Raw genomic sequence first — 21,756 nt, forward strand, 5'->3', positions numbered from 1 at the left:
CAGGGATATTTTCACATACTATTCAAGTCGAGCAGCCACCTGAAAGAGGTGGGGGTCTTCTCGACTGAGATAAAAAAAATAACAATTAAATCATTTGGGAAATCAAAAGATTATAACTAAAAACATGATGTGATACCAAGAAAAAACATCTTTTCACATCAGATTATTAAGACGAATTAGAATTATCTTTTTTATAATACCACAGATTAGGAAGAAAACAACCTGTTTTTGTGAAATATTTGATTGCACAATAAGAAAAGCGATGCTAGAATATATTCTGGGAAAGGACGGAAATAATTATGACAAATAAAGAAAAAGCTTTAGAAATGCACAAACAATGGAACGGTAAACTTTCTGTAGAAGCCAAATGTCCGGTAGCTTCCGCAGAAGATCTTGCGATTGCATATACTCCCGGTGTTGCTGAGCCATGCCGCGCTATCGCAGAAAATCCTAAAGAAGCCTATACTTACACGATCAAGTCAAACACCGTAGCAGTGGTATCTGATGGAAGTGCCGTACTCGGACTTGGCAATATCGGTGCTCTTGCTGCTATGCCTGTTATGGAAGGAAAAGCTGCCCTTTTTAAAGATTTTGGCGGTGTTAATGCCTTCCCTATCTGTCTTGATACACAGGATACAGAAGAAATTATTGAAACTGTTGTCAGAATCGCCCCGGCTTTTGGTGGCATTAACTTAGAAGATATTGCAGCTCCACGCTGTTTTGAAATAGAAGAACGCCTTGATCAGATGCTTGACATTCCTGTTTTCCACGACGACCAGCATGGTACAGCTATCGTTGTTCTTGCAGGAATCATTAATGCATTAAAAGTTGTAAACAAACAAAAAGAAGATTGTAAAGTTGTAGTCAATGGTGCCGGTTCTGCCGGAATTGCTATCGCAAAGATGCTCTTAGCTTACGGTTTTCATGATCTAACACTTTGTGATCGTCAGGGAATACTGTGTTCTGGTGATCCTTCTTTAAACTGGATGCAGGAAAAGATGACTCAGGTTACAAATCTTTCTCATAAAACAGGAACTCTTGCCGATGCGATGAAAGGTGCTGATATTTTTGTCGGAGTATCCGCTCCTGGTATTATAAATCAGGATATGGTTCGTTCTATGGCAAAGGATTCTATCTTATTTACTATGGCGAATCCAGATCCGGAAATCCTTCCTCACCTTGCAAAAGAAGCTGGTGCAAAGGTTGTTGGTACCGGTCGCTCTGATTTTCCAAATCAGGTAAATAATGTACTTGTTTTCCCTGGCATCTTTAAAGGTGCCTTAGAAGGTCACGCTACACATATTACTTCTGAAATGAAGCTTGCTGCTGCTCATGCGATCGCTGGTCTGGTTCCCCAGGAAGAATTAAGCGATAACAATATTCTTCCACATGCATTCGACCCACAGATTGCTGATGTTGTAAGCGCTGCTGTCAAAGAATATATTGACTAGTTTTTATGGAACGCTATTATACCTACAGTCGTTTTATTAAAGAATATTTTGGAGAAAAACTATACAAGATCTGTCTGGATGGTGGTTTTACCTGTCCAAATCGTGACGGGACACTTGCAACCGGCGGATGTATCTTTTGCAGTGAAGGGGGAAGCGGAGAATTTACAGAGAACGCTTCCCTCTCTGTTTCTGAACAGATTCGTCTTGGAAAAGCACAGACCGCTGAAAAATACCATGGGGAACATTATATTGCTTATTTTCAGGCATTTACAAACACTTATGCACCAATAGAACGTCTCCGGGCTCTTTACGAAGAGGCGATAGAGGCTCCGGAAATTGTTGCATTATCGATTGGCACAAGACCTGACTGTCTTTCTCCTGAAGTTCTTTCTTTACTAAAGGAATTAAATAAAAGAAAGCCTGTATTTATTGAAATGGGACTACAAACAGCACATGATCATACTGCTGCCTTTTTAAATCGTGCTTATCCAACAGAAACCTTTACTGCTGCCTGTCATGCTCTTTCAAATGCAGGAATCCGGGTCACCGCTCACATCATTCTCGGTCTTCCCGGTGAAACAGCTGATATGGAAATCGAAACAATACGTTATCTGAATTCTCTTCCAATAAACGGCATTAAGATTTCCATGCTCTATGTATTAAAAAACACGATTTTGGCTGAATATTATAAACAACATCCATTTCATATCCTCACAATGGAGGAATATATTGATCACCTGATCGGCTGTCTTAGCTGGCTTCGAAAAGATATCGTTGTGGAACGAATTACCGGTGACGGCCCAAAAGATCTCCTGATCACTCCAAAATGGATCGGACACAAACGTCTTGTATTAAATACGATTCATAAAGAAATGAAACAACGAAACTTTATGCAGGGAGGAAGCCTATGTCAGAAGAATCTTTAACATTATATAAATTAATGATACTGTTTATGTTAGATAATCTGGATTTTCCACTGACCAATTCCCAGCTAAGCGAATTTTTTGTAAATCATGGATATACATCCTATTTTCATTTACAACAGGCAATCAGCGAATTGGTAGAATCTGAATTTGTACGTACAGAAACTATCCGCAACACAACAAACTATCATCTCATGGAATCCGGAAAAGAAGCACTTTCAATGTTCCACACCCAGATTTCTGAACCGATCAAAAAGGATATTCTTGATTATTTTGCTGAAAAAAAATACCAGCTCCGAAAAGAAGTGGATATCACTGCCGACTATTACCCCCTCAAAAAGAAACGGGGAGAATATATGGTAAAAACACAGATTAAAGAAAAAGGTTCCCTGCTCTTAGAACTAAGCATCAACGTCGTCTCCAAAGAACAAGCCATCGCGATCTGCGATAGCTGGGAGAAGAAAAGCGATGCTGTCTACGGGAAGTTAATGGAAATGTTGCTGCTGACAAACTCTGATTCGTAGATTTGGTAAGAGACGAAAAAAGAAAAAAATAATACATCCCATCTGCTCTGTAGTCGCTATGTTTAAAATGCTCATCCGCATCTTAAACTCGCTCCCAAGCCGCATTTGGGATGTATTATTTTTTCTGGCTATTCTAAATCTACAGTTGGTGAAAATGGGATTCTCCAGAAGGTTATGGTTTCCCAAGAAACTAAATTCGGAAGAATTGACGCATTTCTTCTAATTCCTTACACATTTGTTTTACTCCCTCCTCTGTTCCTTTTAATACATTTCGCATAAAGATATTATCTATTATCGTAAAGTGTTTTATCTTTTCTTTACCATATTTCTCTTGCAATTCAGCAAAAAGTTCTATTACAGTAGCTGTCTAACCTCATTCTGCAAATCAGTCAAAAAACAAGGAGATTCTGGAAAATCCCCATTCTCATCAACTGTGAATTTAGATAGTCAGAAAAAAGAAACAATACCCTATCCCAGATGCGGCTTCGGAGCGTATTTAAGATGCGGACGAACATCTTAAATACAGCGACTACAAAGCAGATGGGATAGGGTATTGTTTCTTTTTTCGTCTTATTCTTCTACTAACGCATATTCCTCAATTAGTTCCCAGATTTCATCTCTTCCTGCTTTTGTGACAGCAGAAAATGGTACGATCGGAACGCCTTCGATTACTTTTAAAGTGTCTTTTAACTGTTTTAACTGTTTTTGAAGCTGGCTTCGTTTGATTTTATCGGCTTTGGTTGCTACAATTACCGGGGAGAAGCCGTTGCTTAAGATCCAACGGTACATCTGTACATCATTATTGGTTGGCTTATGACGAAGATCAATCAATAAAAATACCATACGAAGCTGCTCAGAAGTATGAAGATAGTTTTCTATCATCGGACCCCATTTGGCTGCGACTTCTTTGGATACTTTGGCATAACCGTAACCTGGAAGGTCTACGATATACATCTCTTCATTGACATTATAGAAGTTAATAGTCTGCGTTTTTCCTGGCTGACCGGAAGTTCTTGCTAGAGACTTTCTGTTTACAAGTGCATTAATCAGTGAGGATTTTCCTACATTGGATTTGCCTGCAAATGCAACTTCCGGCAAAGTATTTTTAGGAAGCTTGCTTGTAATTCCGCATACCGTTTCTAAGTTTACATTTTTGATTACCATATATTTTCCTCCTTTCTCTAACTTTTTAAACCATTTTTCAATATATCAGTTAATCTAAATCATAATATGTATTGATTCCCTGACTCATTTTTTCATTCCTATTGATTATTTAGGTATTATCTTTGATCGAAATCAATGACTTAATTATGCAAACATCGCAGTTACTTTTTCAGAGCGCATTTAATTACTTCGTTCATTTCTTCTACATAAGTAATTTTCAGGCCGCTTATGATCTCCTCATCAAGTTCTGCAACATTTCTTTTATTTCTTGCAGGAACAAGTACTTCTTTTACTCCAACGATTTTGGCTGCCAATAATTTTTCTTTTAATCCGCCGATTGGAAGTACTTTACCTCGAAGTGTGATTTCTCCTGTCATGGCGATATCTCCGCGAACAGGAATTTCTGTAATTGCAGAAAGTATTGCCAGAGCCATTGTAATACCTGCAGATGGTCCATCTTTTGGTACAGCTCCTTCTGGAATATGCAGATGAATATCATGTTTTTCAAAATAGTCGCTGTCAATTCCATATGCTTCTGCAATAGAGCGTACATAACTAAGACCAATCTGTGCCGACTCTTTCATGACATCGCCCATACATCCGGTAAGCTCCATCTTTCCTTTTCCCGGCATAACATTTACTTCAATAGAAAGCGTGTCTCCACCAACACTGGTCCATGCAAGTCCTCTCACGACACCAATCTGTGGTTTCAGGTTCTCATCCTCATCTTCAAACGGTGCCGGACCAAGAAGTTCTTTTAAAGACTTCTTCTTGATATCAACTTCTTTTTCCCCTTCGACAATTTTACGGGCTGCTTTATGCATAAGCTGGCCAATGGTACGTTCGAGATTACGCACACCTGCTTCTCTTGTATAGGAGTGAATGACTTCTCTGACAACTTCCTCGGATATGCTTACCTGTTTTTTCGTAAGTCCGCTCAGCTTTCTTTGCTTCTTTATAAGATAATTTTCTGCGATATGGAACTTTTCATTCTCTGTATAGCTAGAAAGTTCAATGATTTCCATACGATCAAGCAATGGTTTTGGAATTGGAGAAAGATCATTCGCAGTGGCAATAAAAAATACCTCACTTAAATCCATCGGCACTTCAAGATAATGATCCCTGAAGTTTATATTCTGTTCTCCATCTAACACTTCAAGCAGTGCAGATGCGGTATCTCCCTTATAATCACTGCTTACTTTATCTACCTCATCTAAAAGCATTACCGGATTCTTCACGCCTGCCTGACGGATTCCTTCAGCAATTCTTCCCGGCATCGCACCTACATATGTCTTTCTATGTCCACGAATTTCCGCTTCATCTCTCACTCCACCTAAAGAAATACGGACATACTTTTTATTCAGCGCTCTTGCAATCGATCTTGCGATAGATGTTTTACCGGTTCCCGGAGGTCCTACGAGACAAAGAATAGGGGTCTCTCCTTTTTTGGTAAGGAAACGGACTGCCAGATAATCAAGAATTCGTTCCTTCACTTTTTTAAGCCCATAGTGATCTTCTTCTAAAATCTCCATTGCCTTCTCAAGACTTTTACTGTCTCTAGAAACTTTATTCCATGGCATTTCAAGCATCGTTTCAATATAGTTCTTTGTCATTATGCTTTCCGCTGCGATCGGAGGCATCTTTTTATAACGCTTTATCTCTTTTTTAATCTTATCCTTTACTTCTTTCGATGCCTTTAGCTTTTCACACTTCTCAAGATATTCATCCGCTTCTGAAACAATATCTTCTTCGCCAAGCTCTTCCCGAATCACCTTCTGCTGTTCTCTTAAAAGATAATCTTTTTGATTTTTATCTACATTCTTCTTTACTTTTTCTGCAAGTTCGTTACGAATGATGCTGATTTCTACTTCTTCTGTCAAAATAGCAAGCAGACTCTGAATCTGCTGTTTTATATCGGACTCTTCTAAAAGCTGCTGCTTTTTTCCAAGTTCAAATGGAAGCTGAGAAGCAAGTTCGCTCACAAGTGAACGTAAATCTCTTTCATCGATAGCCTTCTGAAGCTGTGGAGCAAAAAATCCCGGATTTTTCTCGGAAAATTCTTCCGCTCCTTCTTCAAGCATTCTGAAAAAGGCTTCCTCTTCCACAGGGGTTTCTGGATAGCCTGTATCAGGCAGTTCTTCTACTTCTACTTTCACACATCCATCAACTTCTGTATAAGAAGAGATACGTGCTCTTGTCTGCCCTTCTACAAATACTCTTAAAACTCCTTGTCCTGCCTTCACCATTTGAAGAATCTTCGCAATCGTTCCGACTGTATATAAATCTTCCTGATCTGGTTTATCAATAGAAGGATCTATCTGATTCACCAGAAATATTTGTTGTTCATGATTTACCGCCTGCTCTAAAGCTGCCATTGATTTTGGTCTGGATACTTCAAAATATACAGAAGTATCTGGATAAACCATCTTTCCTCGCAAAGCAAGTAAAGGTAATATCTGTTTCTTCATCTTTTCCTCCTTTTTGGGAGTAATGTATTGATTACTCACCACTTATAGAAATGGGAGTCTTCTCGACTGAGATAAAAAGGCTGGCACAAAGGTAACAAATCTCCCTCCTGTGTCAGCCTGTGCCTCTTAACAGTAACTGTTAAGCGATTTCATCATTATTTTTCTTTTGACGCTTTCTTGTAACCGTCTTCTTCGTTACCGGCTGGTCATGATATGCCAGTTCCGGTTCTCCACTTCCATCCACAGTCTCTTTTGTGATCGTGCAGGATGCTACCATATCATCCGATGGAATAGTATACATTAAATCCATCACAACAGATTCCATGATAGAACGCAGTCCTCTGGCTCCTGTATTTCTTGCAATAGCCTTTTCTGCGATTGCCTCTAAAGCATCCTCTGTAAACTTCAGTTCAACGCTGTCCATCTCAAACAGCTTCTGATACTGTTTTACTAATGCACTCTTTGGTTCTGTAAGAATTCGCACAAGAGCTTCCTTGTCTAATGGATTCAGGGATACGTTAACTGGAACACGACCAATGAATTCTGGAATCAATCCAAACTTCACAAAGTCTTCCGGAAGAACCTGTTTTAATAAAACACCAACATCCTTCTTGCGTTGTTCCATAATCTCTGCCTGGAAACCAATCGACTTCTTACCGATACGGTTCTCAATAATCTTTTCAAGCCCATCAAAAGCTCCACCACAAATAAATAAAATATTTGTTGTGTCAATCTGAAGGAATTCCTGATGTGGATGCTTTCTTCCACCCTGTGGCGGAACAGAAGCAACCGTTCCTTCTAAAATCTTTAATAAAGCCTGCTGTACTCCCTCACCGGAAACATCTCTGGTAATTGAAGTATTCTCTGACTTTCTCGTAATCTTATCAATCTCATCAATATAAATGATACCTGTCTGCGCGCGCTCAATATCATAATCAGCAGCCTGAATCAGCTTAAGAAGAATATTCTCTACATCCTCACCTACATAACCTGCCTCTGTAAGAGCTGTCGCATCTGCAATTGCAAATGGTACATTTAACTGTCTTGCCAATGTCTGTGCAAGAAGGGTCTTTCCAGAACCGGTAGGTCCAAGCATGATGATGTTACTCTTCTGAAGTTCTACATCATAGCTTCCACCTGCCAGTATACGTTTATAATGATTATATACTGCTACGGATAAGACCTTTTTTGCCTCGTCCTGACCGATAACATAATCATCTAAAAAAGCCTTCATTTCTTTTGGCTTCATAAGATTGATTTCCTGTGTATCTTCGTTAAAACCTTCAAACTCGTCTTCCATGATTTCCATGCATACTTCAATACACTCATCACAGATATAGACACCCTTTGGACCGGCTACGAGCTTTCTTACCTGATCCTGGGTTTTATTACAAAATGAACATCTGAATTGCTTGTTGTTGTCGGATCGTGTTGCCATATTGTCACCTCACTCCTGCTGCAATCTGTCTCATAGAAAAGTTACCACAACTATAAAAGCTGTGGTAACCCTATTATTTGATGCGTTCTCAAAATCTTCTAAAATCCACCATAAAAGCTGATACATTGAGATTCTGAAAGTACATACTACTGTCTTTTTTCAACGACGGCATCAATAATACCATATGCCTTTGCCTGTTCGGCCGTCATATAGTTATCTCTTTCCGTATCCTGCACGATTTTCTCGTATGGCTGACCAGTATTCTCTGCGAGAATTCTGTTTAATTTCTCTTTTGTACGCAGAATCTGTTCTGCTACAATCTCAATCTCTGTAGCCTGTCCCTGAGCACCGCCGGATGGCTGGTGGATCATAATCTCAGCATTCGGAAGAGCCAGACGTTTTCCTTTTGCGCCGCCAGCCAGAAGGAATGCTCCCATACTGGCTGCCATACCCATACAAATAGTGGATACATCGCATTTTACAAACTGCATGGTATCATAAATCGCCATTCCAGCAGTTACAGAACCACCCGGACTCATAATGTATAAGCTGATATCCTTCTCAGGGTCTTCTGACTCTAAGAAAAGCAGCTGAGATACGATCAGACTCGCTGTGGTATCGTTAACTTCTTCTCCGAGAAAAATAATTCTCTCTTTTAAAAGGCGGGAATAGATGTCATAAGATCTCTCCCCATGACTTGTCTGCTCAATGACATAAGGTACTAAACTCATAATTCCTCCTGTTTCTACATAAACAGCAACCAGAAATTTTAATGATCTGTAACCAGATTATAGTTACGATTATTTTTCTTCGAAATCAAGCTCTTCCGTAGCTTCTGTTACATTTGCCTGATCCAGTACAAATTCAACTGCTTTCTGGACTGCGATGTCTTTCTTCATGTTCTCTTTCTGTTCTTCTGGAATCATACCTTCAATCTGGCTTGCTTCCATCTGATACATCTGAGCCATCTTCTCAAACTCTTTCTTTAAGTCTTCTTCGTCTGCTTCGATGTTCTCTGCTGCAACGATTGCTTCAAGAACAAGGCTTCCCTGTACTCTCTTTAACGCATCACCTTTCATGCTCTCTCTTAAAGCATCCATGCTCTGTCCGGAGAACTGAACGTACTGCTCAAGAGAAAGTCCCTGATAAGCAAGTCTCTGCTTGAACTCATCTACCATCTGGTCTACCTGGAAGTCTACCATAGCATCTGGGATATCCATCTCAGAAGACTCTACGATCTGATCGATAAGAGCGTTCTGTGCAGCAGCTTTTGCCTGCTCTTCTTTTGCTGTAGCAAGCTTTTCTTTGATATCATTCTTGTATTCTTCAAGAGTATCAAACTCTGTTGTATCCTGTGCAAAGTCATCATCAATTGCTGGAAGCTGTTTTTCTTTAATTCCAAGAACTTTTACATGGAATACTGCAGCTTTACCAGCTAAGTCTTCTGCATGGTACTCTTCTGGGAAAGTAACTTCTACATCTTTCTCACCGTTAATCTCAACACCGATTAACTGCTCTTCAAAGTTGTCAATGAATGTATGGGAACCAATCACTAACTGCTGGTTCTCTGCTGTACCGCCGTCAAATGCAACACCGTCAACAGTTCCTGCATAGTTAAGAGTAATGATATCTCCATCCTGAACTGCTCTGTCTTCTACAATGATTTCTCTGGCGTTCTGTTCCTGTGCTTCCTTTAATTTAGCTTCTACTTCTTCATCTGTTACATCAGCAGAATCTTTCTGTACGTCTAAACCTTTATACTGACCTAATTTAACTTCAGGCTTTAAAGCTACTTCTGCTGTGAAAATGAAGTTCTGTCCTTTTCCAATCTGAGTTACGTCTACCTCCGGACGGGAAACTACGTCAAGACCGCTCTCTTCTAATGCTTCTGCATATGCTTCTGGCATAAGTTCGTTCGCTGCATCTTCATAGAAAACTCCTGCTCCGTATTCTTTTTCAATGATATACATAGGTACTTTTCCTTTACGGAAACCTGGCAGATTAAAAGAGCCTTTCTTCTTATTGTAAGCGTTCTTCATTGCTGCATCAAACTTAGATGCCTCTACCTCGATAGTAAGCTTGGCCATATTATGCTCTAATTTTTCAACCTGTACGCTCATTTTTTAGTATCCTCCTTAATATGTTCCTTATTTAAAGTTTATTCATAGTAAACTCACTTTGTATTTTAATATATGAAAACACATTTAAATATTATAACATGAGAAATATTCACTGTCTATAAAAATTTGACGAAAAACTGATAGAAAAACATAGAAACAAGCCGTCTGTTCTTATATTTTTAAAGGACAGGCAGCTTGTTCTTACGGTATTCTGATTTCAGTAAGGGACTTTCTCTAAAGAATCGCTAAAGAATCAACAAGATTTAACGGCTCTGACCAGCCATCTCCTCTTCCTGTTTCTTAATCATCTTACGAACCATTTCTCCTCCAATGGAGCCGGCTTCTTTTGCAGTAATATTGCCGTTATAACCCTGTTTTAAATTCACACCGAGCTCATCAGCTACTTCCATTTTAAAACGATCCATTGCATCTCTTGCTTCCGGTACTTCTGTTCTGTTGGATGAAGAATTTTTATTACTTGCCATTGTCTCTACCTCCGTAATGAGTCTTCGATTGGAATACCGTAATCCTATTGTGTGCAGATTCAAAAGAAATATAATGGCAAATAAAGGTAAGTTTTTTATTTTTACTCTTACTTCTTGGATTCTCTAATCCACTCCGATAAAAGTCAGGATTTCCTCTGGCTTTTTGATTATGATCTTAGCTCCATGTTCTTTTAAAAATTCTTCGCCACGAAATCCCCAGTCACATAAAATCTCATCCATACCACTGTTTCGTGCCGTTTCGATATCTACATCAGAATCTCCAACATAAACAGAACTTTCTGCCGTACTTCCAAGCTCTTTTAAGGCTTCTCTCACTGTATCCGGCGCTGGTTTCTTTCGAATTCCTTCACTTTCTTTTTCACCGATTGCGACAGAAATCATCCCTTTAAAATATATTTCATTTAATTCTTTTACTGCAAAATCTGCCTTATTAGAAACAATCGCAATCTTAATGTTATGTTCTTTTAAAATATGCAAAAGCTCCATGATTCCTTCATATGGCTTTGTCGTATCATTACAGTGCTTTCCGTAATGCTCTTTAAATAAGGCAAATGCCTCTTCAAAGTTCGGATCATCTTTTCCTCCCGGAATCGCCCTCTGGATAAGTAGCATAATTCCATTTCCGACAAATCTTCGAACTTCATCTAATGTACGTTCCGGATAATCAAAATGACGCATTGCATAATTTACACTGTTTTTTAAATCTTCTAATGTGTCAAGTAATGTTCCGTCTAAATCAAATACCACAGTGTCTTTTTTATTCATTTTCCTGTTTCCTGTCTTTCTCTTTTTATATCAGATGTGAGATGACTCCCACATCTAAAATTTACATTGGACGGTACAGCATGCTTCGATTAATATCTTTGATCGAAGCTGCTCCACACATCGCCATCGTATCCGCAAGTTCTGCTGCAAGCTTCTCAATATAAAGCTTTACTCCTTCTTCTGCTCCACCGTACACCGCCTGTACAAATGGTCTTGCGATCAGGACAGCATCGGCTCCCATCGCCAGCGCCTTGAAAATATCTGTTCCCTGACGGATACCGCCATCTACAAATATCTTCATTCTTCCCTGATTCCATTCTACGATCCGCTCTAACACTTCCGCTGTTGCCGGTGTCTGGTCAAGCACCCTTCCTCCATGATTAGACACGATAATTGCACTCGCACCTGCATCAAATGCCTTCTTTGCACCTGCCACAGTCATAATTCCCTTTACAATAAAAGGAATTCCAGCTGCGTTAACAATCTCACTAAGCTGCTCTACTGTCTTACTTCCTGCCGGCGGATTCAGATTCTTAAGAAATGGAAGACCTGCTGCATCAATATCCATCGCAACCATCTTAGCACCTGCCTCCTGTACCATATCCATCTTTTCACGAATCGTCTCAATATTCCATGGCTTCACTGTTGGAATTCCCTGTCCATGATTCTTCTTGATCGCTGCCGCTGCCCCTTTAAATACATCCGGATTCGTACCATCTCCCGTAAATGCTGCAATTCCATTTGCCGCACAGGCAGATACTAAAATATCATTATATTCAAGATCATCATATTTCTCTCCATAATGAAGCTTCATCGCACCTACCGGTCCTGCAAAAAACGGATAGGCAAACTTCTCTCCAAACAACTCAATACTTGTATCCGGTGTTACATTCTCACAAATGGTATCCATATTAATACGGATTTCTTTCCACGCATCATAATTTCTCATAGCAACATCGCCCACACCTTTAGCCCCCGGTCCTGGCATCTGGTTTTTACAGGCTCTTCCGTTACACTGCGGACAAACCTTACAATATGGTCCTATTTCTGATTTTGCTTTCTTCATTACCTCTTCATATGTCATACCAACACCTCCTAATTCAAATCGCATAATATAAAATATTTATACACCTTCGGAAGAAAAAATGCAATTCTGATTTGTAGATTTGATATAGACGAAAAAAGGAAAAAATACTATATCCCATCTGCTCTGTAGTCGCTATATTTAAGATGCTTATCGCATCTTAAACACGCTCCCAAGCCGCATCTGGGATATAGTATTTTTCCCTTTTTTCTGACTATGCTAAATCCACAGTTGGGCAACATGGAATGCACCAGAAGGATATGACTTTTCGGGAATTTAACTTCTAAAGGTCTGACACATTTCCTCTGGAAGTTTCCATTTGAATAGAAAGAGTAGACAACCTACAACAATTTGAACGTCAATCCTTTCAAATTTAATTTTCTGGGAAGCCACAACCTGCTGAAGAATCCCCATTCTTACCAACTATGGATTTATATTAGTCAGAAAAAAGAAAAACTACCCTATCCCAGATGCGGCTTCGGAGCGTATTTAAGATGCGGATGAGCATCTTAAATGCCGCGACTACAGAGCAGATGGGATAGGGTAGTTTTTCTTTTTTCGTCTACATTAAATCTACAAATCAAGATTTATGATATTTTTCTTCGTAATCCGTTATCATGGATTCTCTCTTATGTTTGCGAAGTCCGCGGTAAACCAGTTTCCTTATAATGTCATAAATAACCGCAAATAACGGTACTCCGATAACCATACCGACAACTCCCCACATTCCTCCAAATAAAAGAATGGAAAATAATACCCAAAAGCTTGAAACACCTGTCGTATTACCAAGAATCTTTGGTCCGATTACATTACCATCAAGCTGCTGTAATACAAAAATAAAAATAATGAAATATAGACAGTGCATCGGGTTTTCTAAAAGTAACAGCAGACCACATGGAATTGCCCCGATAAACGGTCCAAAAAACGGAATAATATTGGTAATTCCTATGATCACACCGATAAATGCCGGCGCTTCAAATCCCATGAAAGAGAGTCCCGCAAAGCACAATAATCCGATGATCGCAGAGTCAATAATCTTTCCTACTAAAAATCCATTAAACATCTTATCTGTATAACGAATCTCTTCTTCAATAATTCTTGCCCATTTATCAGGAAATACACCATGTAAAATCAATCCTGCCTGTGCTCCAAACAGCTTCCTGCTTCCGAGAAGATATGCCGAAATCAAAAATCCAAGCGAAATATTTTTTAAAACACCAAGCACACCAAAAACCTGTACACTGAGGCTATTGATAATACTCTGTACTTTTTGTATCGTATCCACATTTAAAAGACTGTTAATATGGCTCTCTGCCTGATTTGCAAATTCTTCAAAATATGCCTGAAGTTCTGGCTGATTTTCCAGCATATGTTCAATCCAATTATTCAGTATCGTAATTTTTTGCGGTACCATATCAATAATCTTCATTACACTGTCCCATACCTGTGGAATAATAAGCATAATTACCATCCACACGATTGCCAATGCCACACATAACGATATGACAATCGCTATAAAACAGATAAAACGTTTTGCTTTTCTATTGGCCTTTGGAAAAGTCTGAAACAGCTTTTCTTCTATTTTATTACATAATGGCGCAAGCAGATATGCAATTACTGCCCCATATAAAAATGGTTTCAAAATTCCTGTAATGCCTTTTAACAGTTCAATAATAACCCTCATTTTAAACAGTACAAACGCACATAAAATACCTGATGTCAGTATTGCTGCTCCGGTAATTCCTATCTTTAAATACCTCTTCATTTCATCATCCTTCACCAGCCATACACTTCCTTTCTTCAGATGTCTCCTGCAACACTTTCTGAAAACCATCTTCTACTATTAAAATTTCCAGAAAAAAAACAAATGAAACACCTTCTTTTGTGTCAGTATAATAGTATACCCTACCCCAAGAAAATTTACAACATAACTATTTGATTCATTAGAGGGAAACAGACGAAAATAAAAAGAATAGACCATTGCAACTGTAAAGATATCACTGCGTAGAAAATGCCTGTTCGGCATTTTTACTTGCTCTCACATTACATTTGCAATGGTCTATTCTTTTTATTTTCTGCTTGTTGGCTCCAGAAGGAATGAATGCAATAGTTTTTGAGAAGAGAAGGAGGAGAGGTCAGGAGTCTCCTGCTACTTAGAAAGTATATCTGTCAGACAATTTTATTTATCTGCTCTTACATTACATTTCCTATAGTCTATTCTTTTTATTTTCTGTTTGTTGGCTCCAGAAGGACGGAATGCAATAGTCTCTGGGAGGGTTGAGGGGAAGAGGTCTGAAGTCTCCTGCTGCTTAGAAAGTATATCTGTCAGACAATTTTATTTATCTGCTCTTACATTACATTTCCTATAATCTATTCTTTTTATTTTCTGTTTGTTGGCTCCAGAAGGACGGGGGAAGAGTTCAAAAAGTTGTGGCTTATTCTGATACTATCTCCGCGATGCTGTCAATGATGATAAGATGCTATTGCAAGCTATCACTATACATGATAAATTTATCATTATATTGTCACAATATCTCGCAACAAGACAAATCTAAAGGTGACTACTTTAATCTCCTATACGATACATCTTCCGAGCAAGCAGTAGTCTTCTGATTTCTCCCCCCATCTCTCTCCAAAGACTATTTCATTCATTCCTTCTGGAGCCAAAACACAGAAAATAAAAAGAATAGACCATAGTAAATGTAATGTGAGAGCAAGTAAAAATGCCGAACAGGCATTTTCTACGCAGTGATATCTTTACATTTACTATGGTCTATTCTTTTTATTTTCGTCTGTTTTCCCTAATGAATCAAATAGTAATCAAACCATTTGTAAGACATGGATTAACAAAAGCCATGCCAGACCGTAATAAGTAATTACTGCAACCAGGTCATTAATTGTTGTAATCAACGGTCCTGATGCAACCGCCGGGTCTATTTTAATTTTATGGAAAAACATCGGTACGAGTGTTCCGACCATACTTGAAATAACCATCGCTGTCATCAAAGAAAATCCAACGCAGCCGGAAATTACAAAGGCATGTGTTATCGGATTACTTTTTAGCAGCCAGATATAACATCCGATAAATACAAAAGCAAGAATTCCAAGGAAAAGACCATTGCAAAATCCAACTCGCATTTCTTTTACTACAAGACCAAATTTCTGCTTTGTACTTAATGTTTCATCCATCAGTACACGAATTGTCACAGCCAAAGACTGTGTTCCGACATTTCCTGCCATATCAAGAATTAAAGACTGGAAACACATAACAACTGGAAGTACAGCAACAACTGTCTCAAACACTCCGACAACAGAAGATACACCCATTCCTAAAAATAAAAGAATAATCAGCCATGGCAGTCTTTTTTTCATACTCTGCGCTGTCGTCTCTTTTAAATCTTCTTCCGCAGTCAAACCGGCTAACTTTGCATAGTCATCTCCCATCTCTTCATCAACAGCTTCTACAATATCCACAGCTGTGATGACACCGATCAGGAGATGTTCCTGCGTAAGAACCGGAATCGAATCTTCCGCATAATCTTTAATTCTTTCAATACATTCGTCAACTTTTTCATGATCATTTACATACGGATAAGAAGTACTGATGATATCCTCTAAGTTATCCTGCTGTCTTGCTACGATCAAATCCTTTAAATCAATCGCACCGTAAAACTTGTCATTCTCATCAAGAACATACACTGTAGAAATATTATCATTCTCTCCTGCCTGCTGCACCAGTTCACGCATCGCCTGACGAATTGTCAGATTATTATGAATCACAATGAAATTCGTAGTCATTCTGCTACCCATTTCATCATCCTCATAGGAAAGAATCATCTTAATATCATGTCCTGATTCTTCATCAAGTAATCCCACCAGTTTTTCCTGGGTGGAGTCATCCATTTCATCTAAAATATCAGCTGCATCATCCGAATCCATATAAGAAAGTACCTTTGCAGCCTCATCTAGCGGTAATTCCTTCAAATAGGAATCCGGATCATCAATATAAGAAAAAATCTCTGCAATCTGTTCCGGACCAAACATCCGATACCATCTTTTTCGCTCCGCTTCTGACAGTAATTCAAAGGCTTCTGCGATATCATTCTCATGGTAATCTGAAATTCTTTCCAGCATATCCTCTTCCGAAAAAGAGCCATGCATAATCTCCAGAATCTCTTTCGCATAATCTGGTTTTTTTAACATTTTCTCCATCATACATCTCCCTTCGACCCTTAAAAGGGCATAAAAAACCCACCGCATCAAGTTTCCAAAACTTTTCAGCAGTATGTCAACCAATTACTAACTGTGAAGTATAGGAATCCACGCGGTGGAAAAACGATCAATGTATAATGGTAACTATCTAAAAGTAGTAGTTCTATATATTATACAATAAAAACATAAAAAATCAGATGTTTCTTAAACTACTTCTCTGACGAAATCCATATCCAGTCACATCCAAATTTTTAAACTCTTCTTTATAACACATACCACCGCAAATTATACTCTGCCCCGTACTATCACAACTGTCCATGAATTTCACCTCTTTTCCTAATCAAAATCAAACTTAAACCGTTGACATTCTACTATAATATACTTATAAAAGCAAGCGTTTTCCCCTTTTTACAAAGATAATACCTCTGCTTTACTTATACTACACTACCTGTAAACATCTCCACCTGAGCCATAGTTCAGATGGAGCTTTCACCGCAAAGATTTTCAGTCAAAAGAAAATACCTGTTTGATACTGTCATAGTGAAGAAACTTGCCTTCTTTAGCAAAACTTTCAATCTGTTCTCTTGTTGCAAACATATGACCGTCAATCTCTGCTTCCTGAAAAGATACATCCTTCTCATCAATATCCATCACAAAACGATAGACATCTACAAAATAATTATCTCCCTCATCAGGATTCACTCTTTTATAAGTAAATGCATATCCGCCTTCTGCATTACGCACGTCAAGACCAGTTTCTTCCTTCACTTCTCTTCTTACCGCTTCCTCGGAAGATTCTCCTGCCTGTACTCCGCCACCGGAAACTTCCCACCATCCAGGTGCCCATGCCTTTGTCATAACACGCTTTGTAATTAAGAAAGTCCCATCCGGTCTTGCGATTACGCCAAGAACAGTCAGATGGTATTCTCCCTCTTTTAAGCACCAGTCATTACGCTTCATTGTACGTCCAGTTAACTGTTTATTTTCATCATAAATATCCCAAAATTCCATTTCGTTCAGCTCCTTTCAAGATTGTCCCATTCATCATAACATGAGAACGCAGCGAAAACAACTCATACTATTTTTATCTGCTATAGTGAACATAGAATACATAAGAAAAAGTGAATGACCGAATTGCATTTGACATGTTTTTATTTTATAATATTTTATAATATGTAAAGATTTTTTATCCTTTTCTAGCAAGAAGACTCCGACCTCTAAGGTGGGGGAGGATGTCACTTATCTTTACATTACACCAAATGTAAACTATTGATTTTGGAGGTACGCATGAATCAGATGTATGATGTTATTATTATTGGCTGTGGTGAGGCTGGTATCTATGCCGGTTATGAGCTTAGTTTAAAAAATCCTTCCTTAAAAATTGGGGTTTTTGAGCAGGGAAGAGATATTTATAAAAGAAGCTGCCCGATTGTAGCAAAGAAAGTGAAACAGTGTATTAACTGTAAAGTCTGTGATACTATGTGTGGTTTTGGTGGAGCTGGTGCATTTTCTGATGGTAAGTTTAATTTTACTACGGAATTTGGCGGCTGGCTGACAGACTACATGGATCATAACGAAGTTATGGAATTGATCCATTATGTAGATGATGTAAATGTAGCTCATGGGGCTACTACAAATTATTTCTCTACAACTACTCCGGAGGCACAGGCTCTTGCAAAGAAAGCTCTTGAATTTGACCTTCATCTTCTGCAGGCACAGTGCAAACATCTTGGTACTGAAAAAAATCTTATGATTCTTACAAATATTTATGAAGATTTAAAAGATAAAATGGATTTTCATTTTAATACAGCTATTTCTGAGATCAAAACTTGTTCTGAAGGATATGAGCTTGTAACAGAAAAGGGAGATATTGCACGTTGTCAGTATCTGATTGCCGCTCCCGGCCGCAGTGGTGCCGAATGGTTTGCAAATCAGTGCAAGAATCTTGGAATTAAACTTATTAATAATCAGGTAGATATCGGGGTTCGTGTTGAACTTCCTGCCAGAGTATTCGAACACATTACAGATGTTGTATATGAATCAAAGCTTGTTTACCGTACCAAACAATATGGTGACAGTGTTCGTACTTTCTGTATGAATCCTTACGGTCACGTTGTTGCTGAAAATGTAGAAGGTATCAACACTGTAAATGGACATTCTTACTCTGATGCTTCTCTTCGCAGTGAGAATACAAACTTTGCCCTTCTTGTTTCCAACCGTTTTACAGAACCATTTGACGAACCATATCGCTATGGTAAACACATCGCTTCTCTTTCTAATATGTTAGCAGGTGGTGTCCTTGTACAGCGTTTCGGTGATCTTGTAAAAGGAGTCCGCACAAATGAACATCGTTTAAGTCAGTCTTTCGTAAAACCGACACTGACAGCGGCTATTCCAGGTGACTTATCTTTAGCACTTCCGAAACGTCAGCTTGATGATATTATCGAGATGATCTACGCTCTTGATAAAGTTGCCCCAGGTACTGCAAATTATGACACTCTTTTATACGGTGCGGAAGTTAAATTTTACTCTTCCCGTTTAGAGTTAAGCCACGAACTTGAAACAAAGCTTCCTGGATTCTTCGCGATTGGAGACGGTGCCGGCACAACAAGAGGACTTGCACAGGCAGGAGCTTCCGGAATTAAAGCCGCAAGAGCGGTACTTTCAAGAATAAAATAAACAAATACTAATTTGTAGATTTCGTGTAGACGAAAAAAGAAATACCGGCATATCCCATCTGCTCTATAGTCGCTGTGTTTAAAATGCTCGTTCGCATCTTAAACACGCTCCGAAGCCGCATCTGGGATATGCCGGTATTTCTTTTTTCTGACTATCTAAATCTACGGTTGGTGAGAATGGGGCTTAAATGCGAATTTGAGGAACTAAAGAAACGAAAACCAAAAATTTGATATAAAAGAAAATGTGAAGATAGTCGCTTCGTAGAAAATGCCTGTTCGGCATTTTTACTCGCTCCGACATCACATTTTCTTTTATATCAAATTTCTGGTTTTCTGTTCTTTGGCTCCAGATGGAAATTAGTATTTAAAGCTTGGATGGGAATAAGGAGATTGTCCAGAAGTCTATAATTTTTAATCAGAGAACAGTGACAGCCAATGCCTTCTACTTAATCCGTTTTCTTTCACCATAATATCCTTACAATTCCGTAAGAAGAGATTTCCCTTCTGAAAATTTTCATTCTGAATAAAAATCATAATCTTTTGGGGAATCCCCTTCTCTTTCCAACAGAAATCACTAATTTGCTATTTGCTATTAAAAACAGACAGCCGCTGAAACAAAATTTCCTGCTGAATTGTAAGGAAACTATGGTAAAGAAAAAAGAATTGTGATAAGTATTGCATTTTGAGACTTTGCGCTATGGAATTCTGACCATAGGAACTTGGGACTCGTTTTTCCCAAGTTCCTGTTTTTCCGGGCAGAATGGAATGCTTAGCGCAACGGAACAAAATCAAACTTATCACAATTCTTTTTTCTTTAGAAGGCTAACTACAATTTAGCTCAATATCTTCTACTAAAGCGGCGTCTGTGTCCCCAGCAAATTACTGTTCTTTATATGCTTTATAGGTTTCAAATTCTTCAACAATGGATTCTTCCGGTGCTTTTGTTATAAGGCTTACTACAATGATGAAGAGCAAGCTGATGATAAATCCAACAACCAGTGAATATAATCCAGTTGCGACATATGGAGTCTGTCCACCGATTAGTGGGATATAATCCCAGATAATTACAGTTAACGCTCCAGAAAGGAGTCCTGCGATTGCTCCCGGAAGGTTTGTTCTCTTCCAGAAAAGACTCATTACTACTAATGGTCCGAAAGCAGAACCAAGTCCTGCCCATGCATCAGATACAAGGGCCATAACAGAGCTATTTGGATTCCAGGCGATAATAAATGCAAGTGCTGCGACAACAATTGTCGTAATTCGTCCTACATTTAATACTTCTTTATCTGTTGCTTCTGGTTTAAAAATATCCTGATAAATATCGGCGGATACAGAAGAGGAACATACAAGAAGCTGAGAATCTGCCGTAGACATGATTGCTGCTAAAATACCGCAGATAAAGATTCCTCCGATAAATGGAAGATTAATCTTATTTGTAAATGTTTCCTGAATCATCTGAATAAATACGGATTCTGCTGATGGGGCTCCTGCTGTTTCTCCAAGAATTGCCGGAAGAAGATAAGCACGACCGATCACACCGATTGCTACGGCAAGTGTAAGAGAGATAATAACCCACACAATTGCAATAACAGATGATTTACGAAGTTCTTTTTCATTCTTGATTGCCATGAATCGAATCAAAATATGAGGCATTCCGCAGTATCCAAGTCCCCATGCGAGATTAGATATAATCTCAATCGGCGTAATCGGATGATCTCCATTATACATAAGACTCATATAGTGTTCTGAATTCACTCCACTCTGTGTTAATAATGCAGAGAAATCTCCGCTTACAAATCCCCATGCAACAATCGGAACAACTAATAATGCGATAAGCATTAAGGTTCCCTGTACAAAGTCAGTTGTACATACTGCAAGGAAACCGCCCATAAATGTATAAATTAAAATAACGGCTGCTCCAATAAATAATGCTACATGATAATCAATACCAAATACCGTATTAAAAAGCTTTCCTCCTGATGCCAGCGCAGAGGCTGTGTATACCAAGAAAAATACAACGATGATAACTGAAGAGATTCCTAAAAGAATCTTCTTCTTATCATGGTAACGATTTCCAAAAAATTCCGGAAGAGTCATGGAATTATTTGCCACGATCGTATACGCACGAAGCGGCTTTGCAATAATTAACCAGTTTGCGATTGTTCCAAGTCCAAGACCGACAGCGATCCATGCCTGTCCTGTACCTAATGCATATACAGAACCTGGAAGTCCCATAAGCAGCCATCCACTCATATCGGATGCTTGTGCAGATAATGCAGCTACCGGACCGGAAAGACCTCTTCCTCCTAAGAAATAGTCATCGGCTCCCGTTGTCTTTTTCATACACCAGACACCAATTCCAATCATCAGCAGCAAGTACACGCCAAAGGCGCATAATATTGCGGTTGTTGTTGACATACTTT

General features: G+C 38.8%; 16 protein-coding genes. 4 read left to right on the forward strand and 12 right to left on the reverse strand.

The window, feature by feature from the left end; all coding sequences use genetic code 11:
- The first annotated feature begins 299 nt into the window (after window positions 1-299).
- From FYJ25_RS10320 to FYJ25_RS10330, 3 genes are read left to right on the forward strand one after another with little or no spacing between them, the layout of a single operon-like run.
- The gene (locus FYJ25_RS10320; RefSeq protein ID WP_021907850.1) at window positions 300-1,451 is read left to right on the forward strand and encodes an NAD(P)-dependent malic enzyme; all 1,152 of its coding nucleotides are present in this window, start codon (window positions 300-302) and stop codon (window positions 1,449-1,451) included.
- Window positions 1,452-1,456: 5 nt separating this feature from the next.
- Window positions 1,457-2,377, forward strand: a complete 921-nt coding sequence (locus tag FYJ25_RS10325; RefSeq protein WP_021907851.1) for a tRNA modification radical SAM protein MnmL/YtqA — start codon at window positions 1,457-1,459, stop codon at window positions 2,375-2,377.
- Entirely contained in the window at window positions 2,359-2,898 is a 540-nt protein-coding gene (locus FYJ25_RS10330; RefSeq protein WP_021907852.1) for a DUF4364 family protein, read from the forward strand. The genes FYJ25_RS10325 and FYJ25_RS10330 overlap by 19 nt, the downstream gene beginning before the upstream one ends.
- Window positions 2,899-3,468: 570 nt before the next feature.
- Here the strand turns inward: FYJ25_RS10330 and yihA are convergent.
- The 11 genes from yihA to FYJ25_RS10385 form a co-directional block, all read right to left on the reverse strand.
- Window positions 3,469-4,104, reverse strand: a complete 636-nt coding sequence (yihA, locus tag FYJ25_RS10335; protein ID WP_330578337.1) for a ribosome biogenesis GTP-binding protein YihA/YsxC — start codon at window positions 4,102-4,104, stop codon at window positions 3,469-3,471.
- A gap of 119 nt (window positions 4,105-4,223) precedes the next feature.
- The gene (gene lon, locus FYJ25_RS10340) at window positions 4,224-6,530 is read right to left on the reverse strand and encodes an endopeptidase La (RefSeq protein WP_154581257.1); all 2,307 of its coding nucleotides are present in this window, start codon (window positions 6,528-6,530) and stop codon (window positions 4,224-4,226) included.
- A gap of 139 nt (window positions 6,531-6,669) precedes the next feature.
- Window positions 6,670-7,968 (reverse strand): ATP-dependent Clp protease ATP-binding subunit ClpX, encoded by a 1,299-nt coding sequence (gene clpX, locus FYJ25_RS10345; RefSeq protein WP_154581258.1) that lies wholly within the window; start codon window positions 7,966-7,968, stop codon window positions 6,670-6,672.
- 146 nt (window positions 7,969-8,114) lie between these two features.
- Complete coding sequence (gene clpP, locus FYJ25_RS10350; protein WP_021907856.1) at window positions 8,115-8,699, reverse strand: ATP-dependent Clp endopeptidase proteolytic subunit ClpP; 585 nt, start codon at window positions 8,697-8,699, stop codon at window positions 8,115-8,117.
- Window positions 8,700-8,768: 69 nt separating this feature from the next.
- Window positions 8,769-10,088: a trigger factor gene (gene tig / locus FYJ25_RS10355; protein WP_154581259.1), complete on the reverse strand. Its 1,320-nt coding sequence runs from the start codon at window positions 10,086-10,088 to the stop codon at window positions 8,769-8,771.
- Between the two features lie 263 nt (window positions 10,089-10,351).
- Entirely contained in the window at window positions 10,352-10,573 is a 222-nt protein-coding gene (locus FYJ25_RS10360) for an alpha/beta-type small acid-soluble spore protein (protein ID WP_021907858.1), read from the reverse strand.
- Between the two features lie 123 nt (window positions 10,574-10,696).
- On the reverse strand, window positions 10,697-11,359 hold the full coding sequence (locus FYJ25_RS10365) for an HAD family hydrolase (RefSeq protein ID WP_154581260.1): 663 nt from the start codon (window positions 11,357-11,359) through the stop codon (window positions 10,697-10,699).
- A gap of 61 nt (window positions 11,360-11,420) precedes the next feature.
- A complete protein-coding gene (locus tag FYJ25_RS10370) occupies window positions 11,421-12,443 on the reverse strand; it encodes an alpha-hydroxy-acid oxidizing protein (protein ID WP_096239360.1) in 1,023 nt (340 codons plus the stop codon).
- A gap of 580 nt (window positions 12,444-13,023) precedes the next feature.
- A complete protein-coding gene (locus tag FYJ25_RS10375) occupies window positions 13,024-14,208 on the reverse strand; it encodes an AI-2E family transporter (RefSeq protein ID WP_243145733.1) in 1,185 nt (394 codons plus the stop codon).
- 1,055 nt (window positions 14,209-15,263) lie between these two features.
- On the reverse strand, window positions 15,264-16,658 hold the full coding sequence (gene mgtE / locus FYJ25_RS10380; RefSeq protein WP_154581262.1) for a magnesium transporter: 1,395 nt from the start codon (window positions 16,656-16,658) through the stop codon (window positions 15,264-15,266).
- 501 nt (window positions 16,659-17,159) lie between these two features.
- The gene (locus FYJ25_RS10385; RefSeq protein ID WP_154581263.1) at window positions 17,160-17,666 is read right to left on the reverse strand and encodes an NUDIX hydrolase; all 507 of its coding nucleotides are present in this window, start codon (window positions 17,664-17,666) and stop codon (window positions 17,160-17,162) included.
- A 276-nt stretch (window positions 17,667-17,942) separates the two neighbouring features.
- On the opposite strand from FYJ25_RS10385, the gene FYJ25_RS10390 reads away from it, so the two are divergent.
- A complete protein-coding gene (locus FYJ25_RS10390) occupies window positions 17,943-19,334 on the forward strand; it encodes an NAD(P)/FAD-dependent oxidoreductase (RefSeq protein WP_021907865.1) in 1,392 nt (463 codons plus the stop codon).
- Window positions 19,335-20,212: 878 nt separating this feature from the next.
- Here the strand turns inward: FYJ25_RS10390 and putP are convergent.
- Complete coding sequence (putP, locus tag FYJ25_RS10395; protein ID WP_154581264.1) at window positions 20,213-21,751, reverse strand: sodium/proline symporter PutP; 1,539 nt, start codon at window positions 21,749-21,751, stop codon at window positions 20,213-20,215.
- Between the last annotated feature and the right edge of the window lie 5 nt (window positions 21,752-21,756).

This window comes from Anaerobutyricum soehngenii, from assembly GCF_009697165.1.
GTDB lineage: Bacteria > Bacillota > Clostridia > Lachnospirales > Lachnospiraceae > Anaerobutyricum > Anaerobutyricum soehngenii.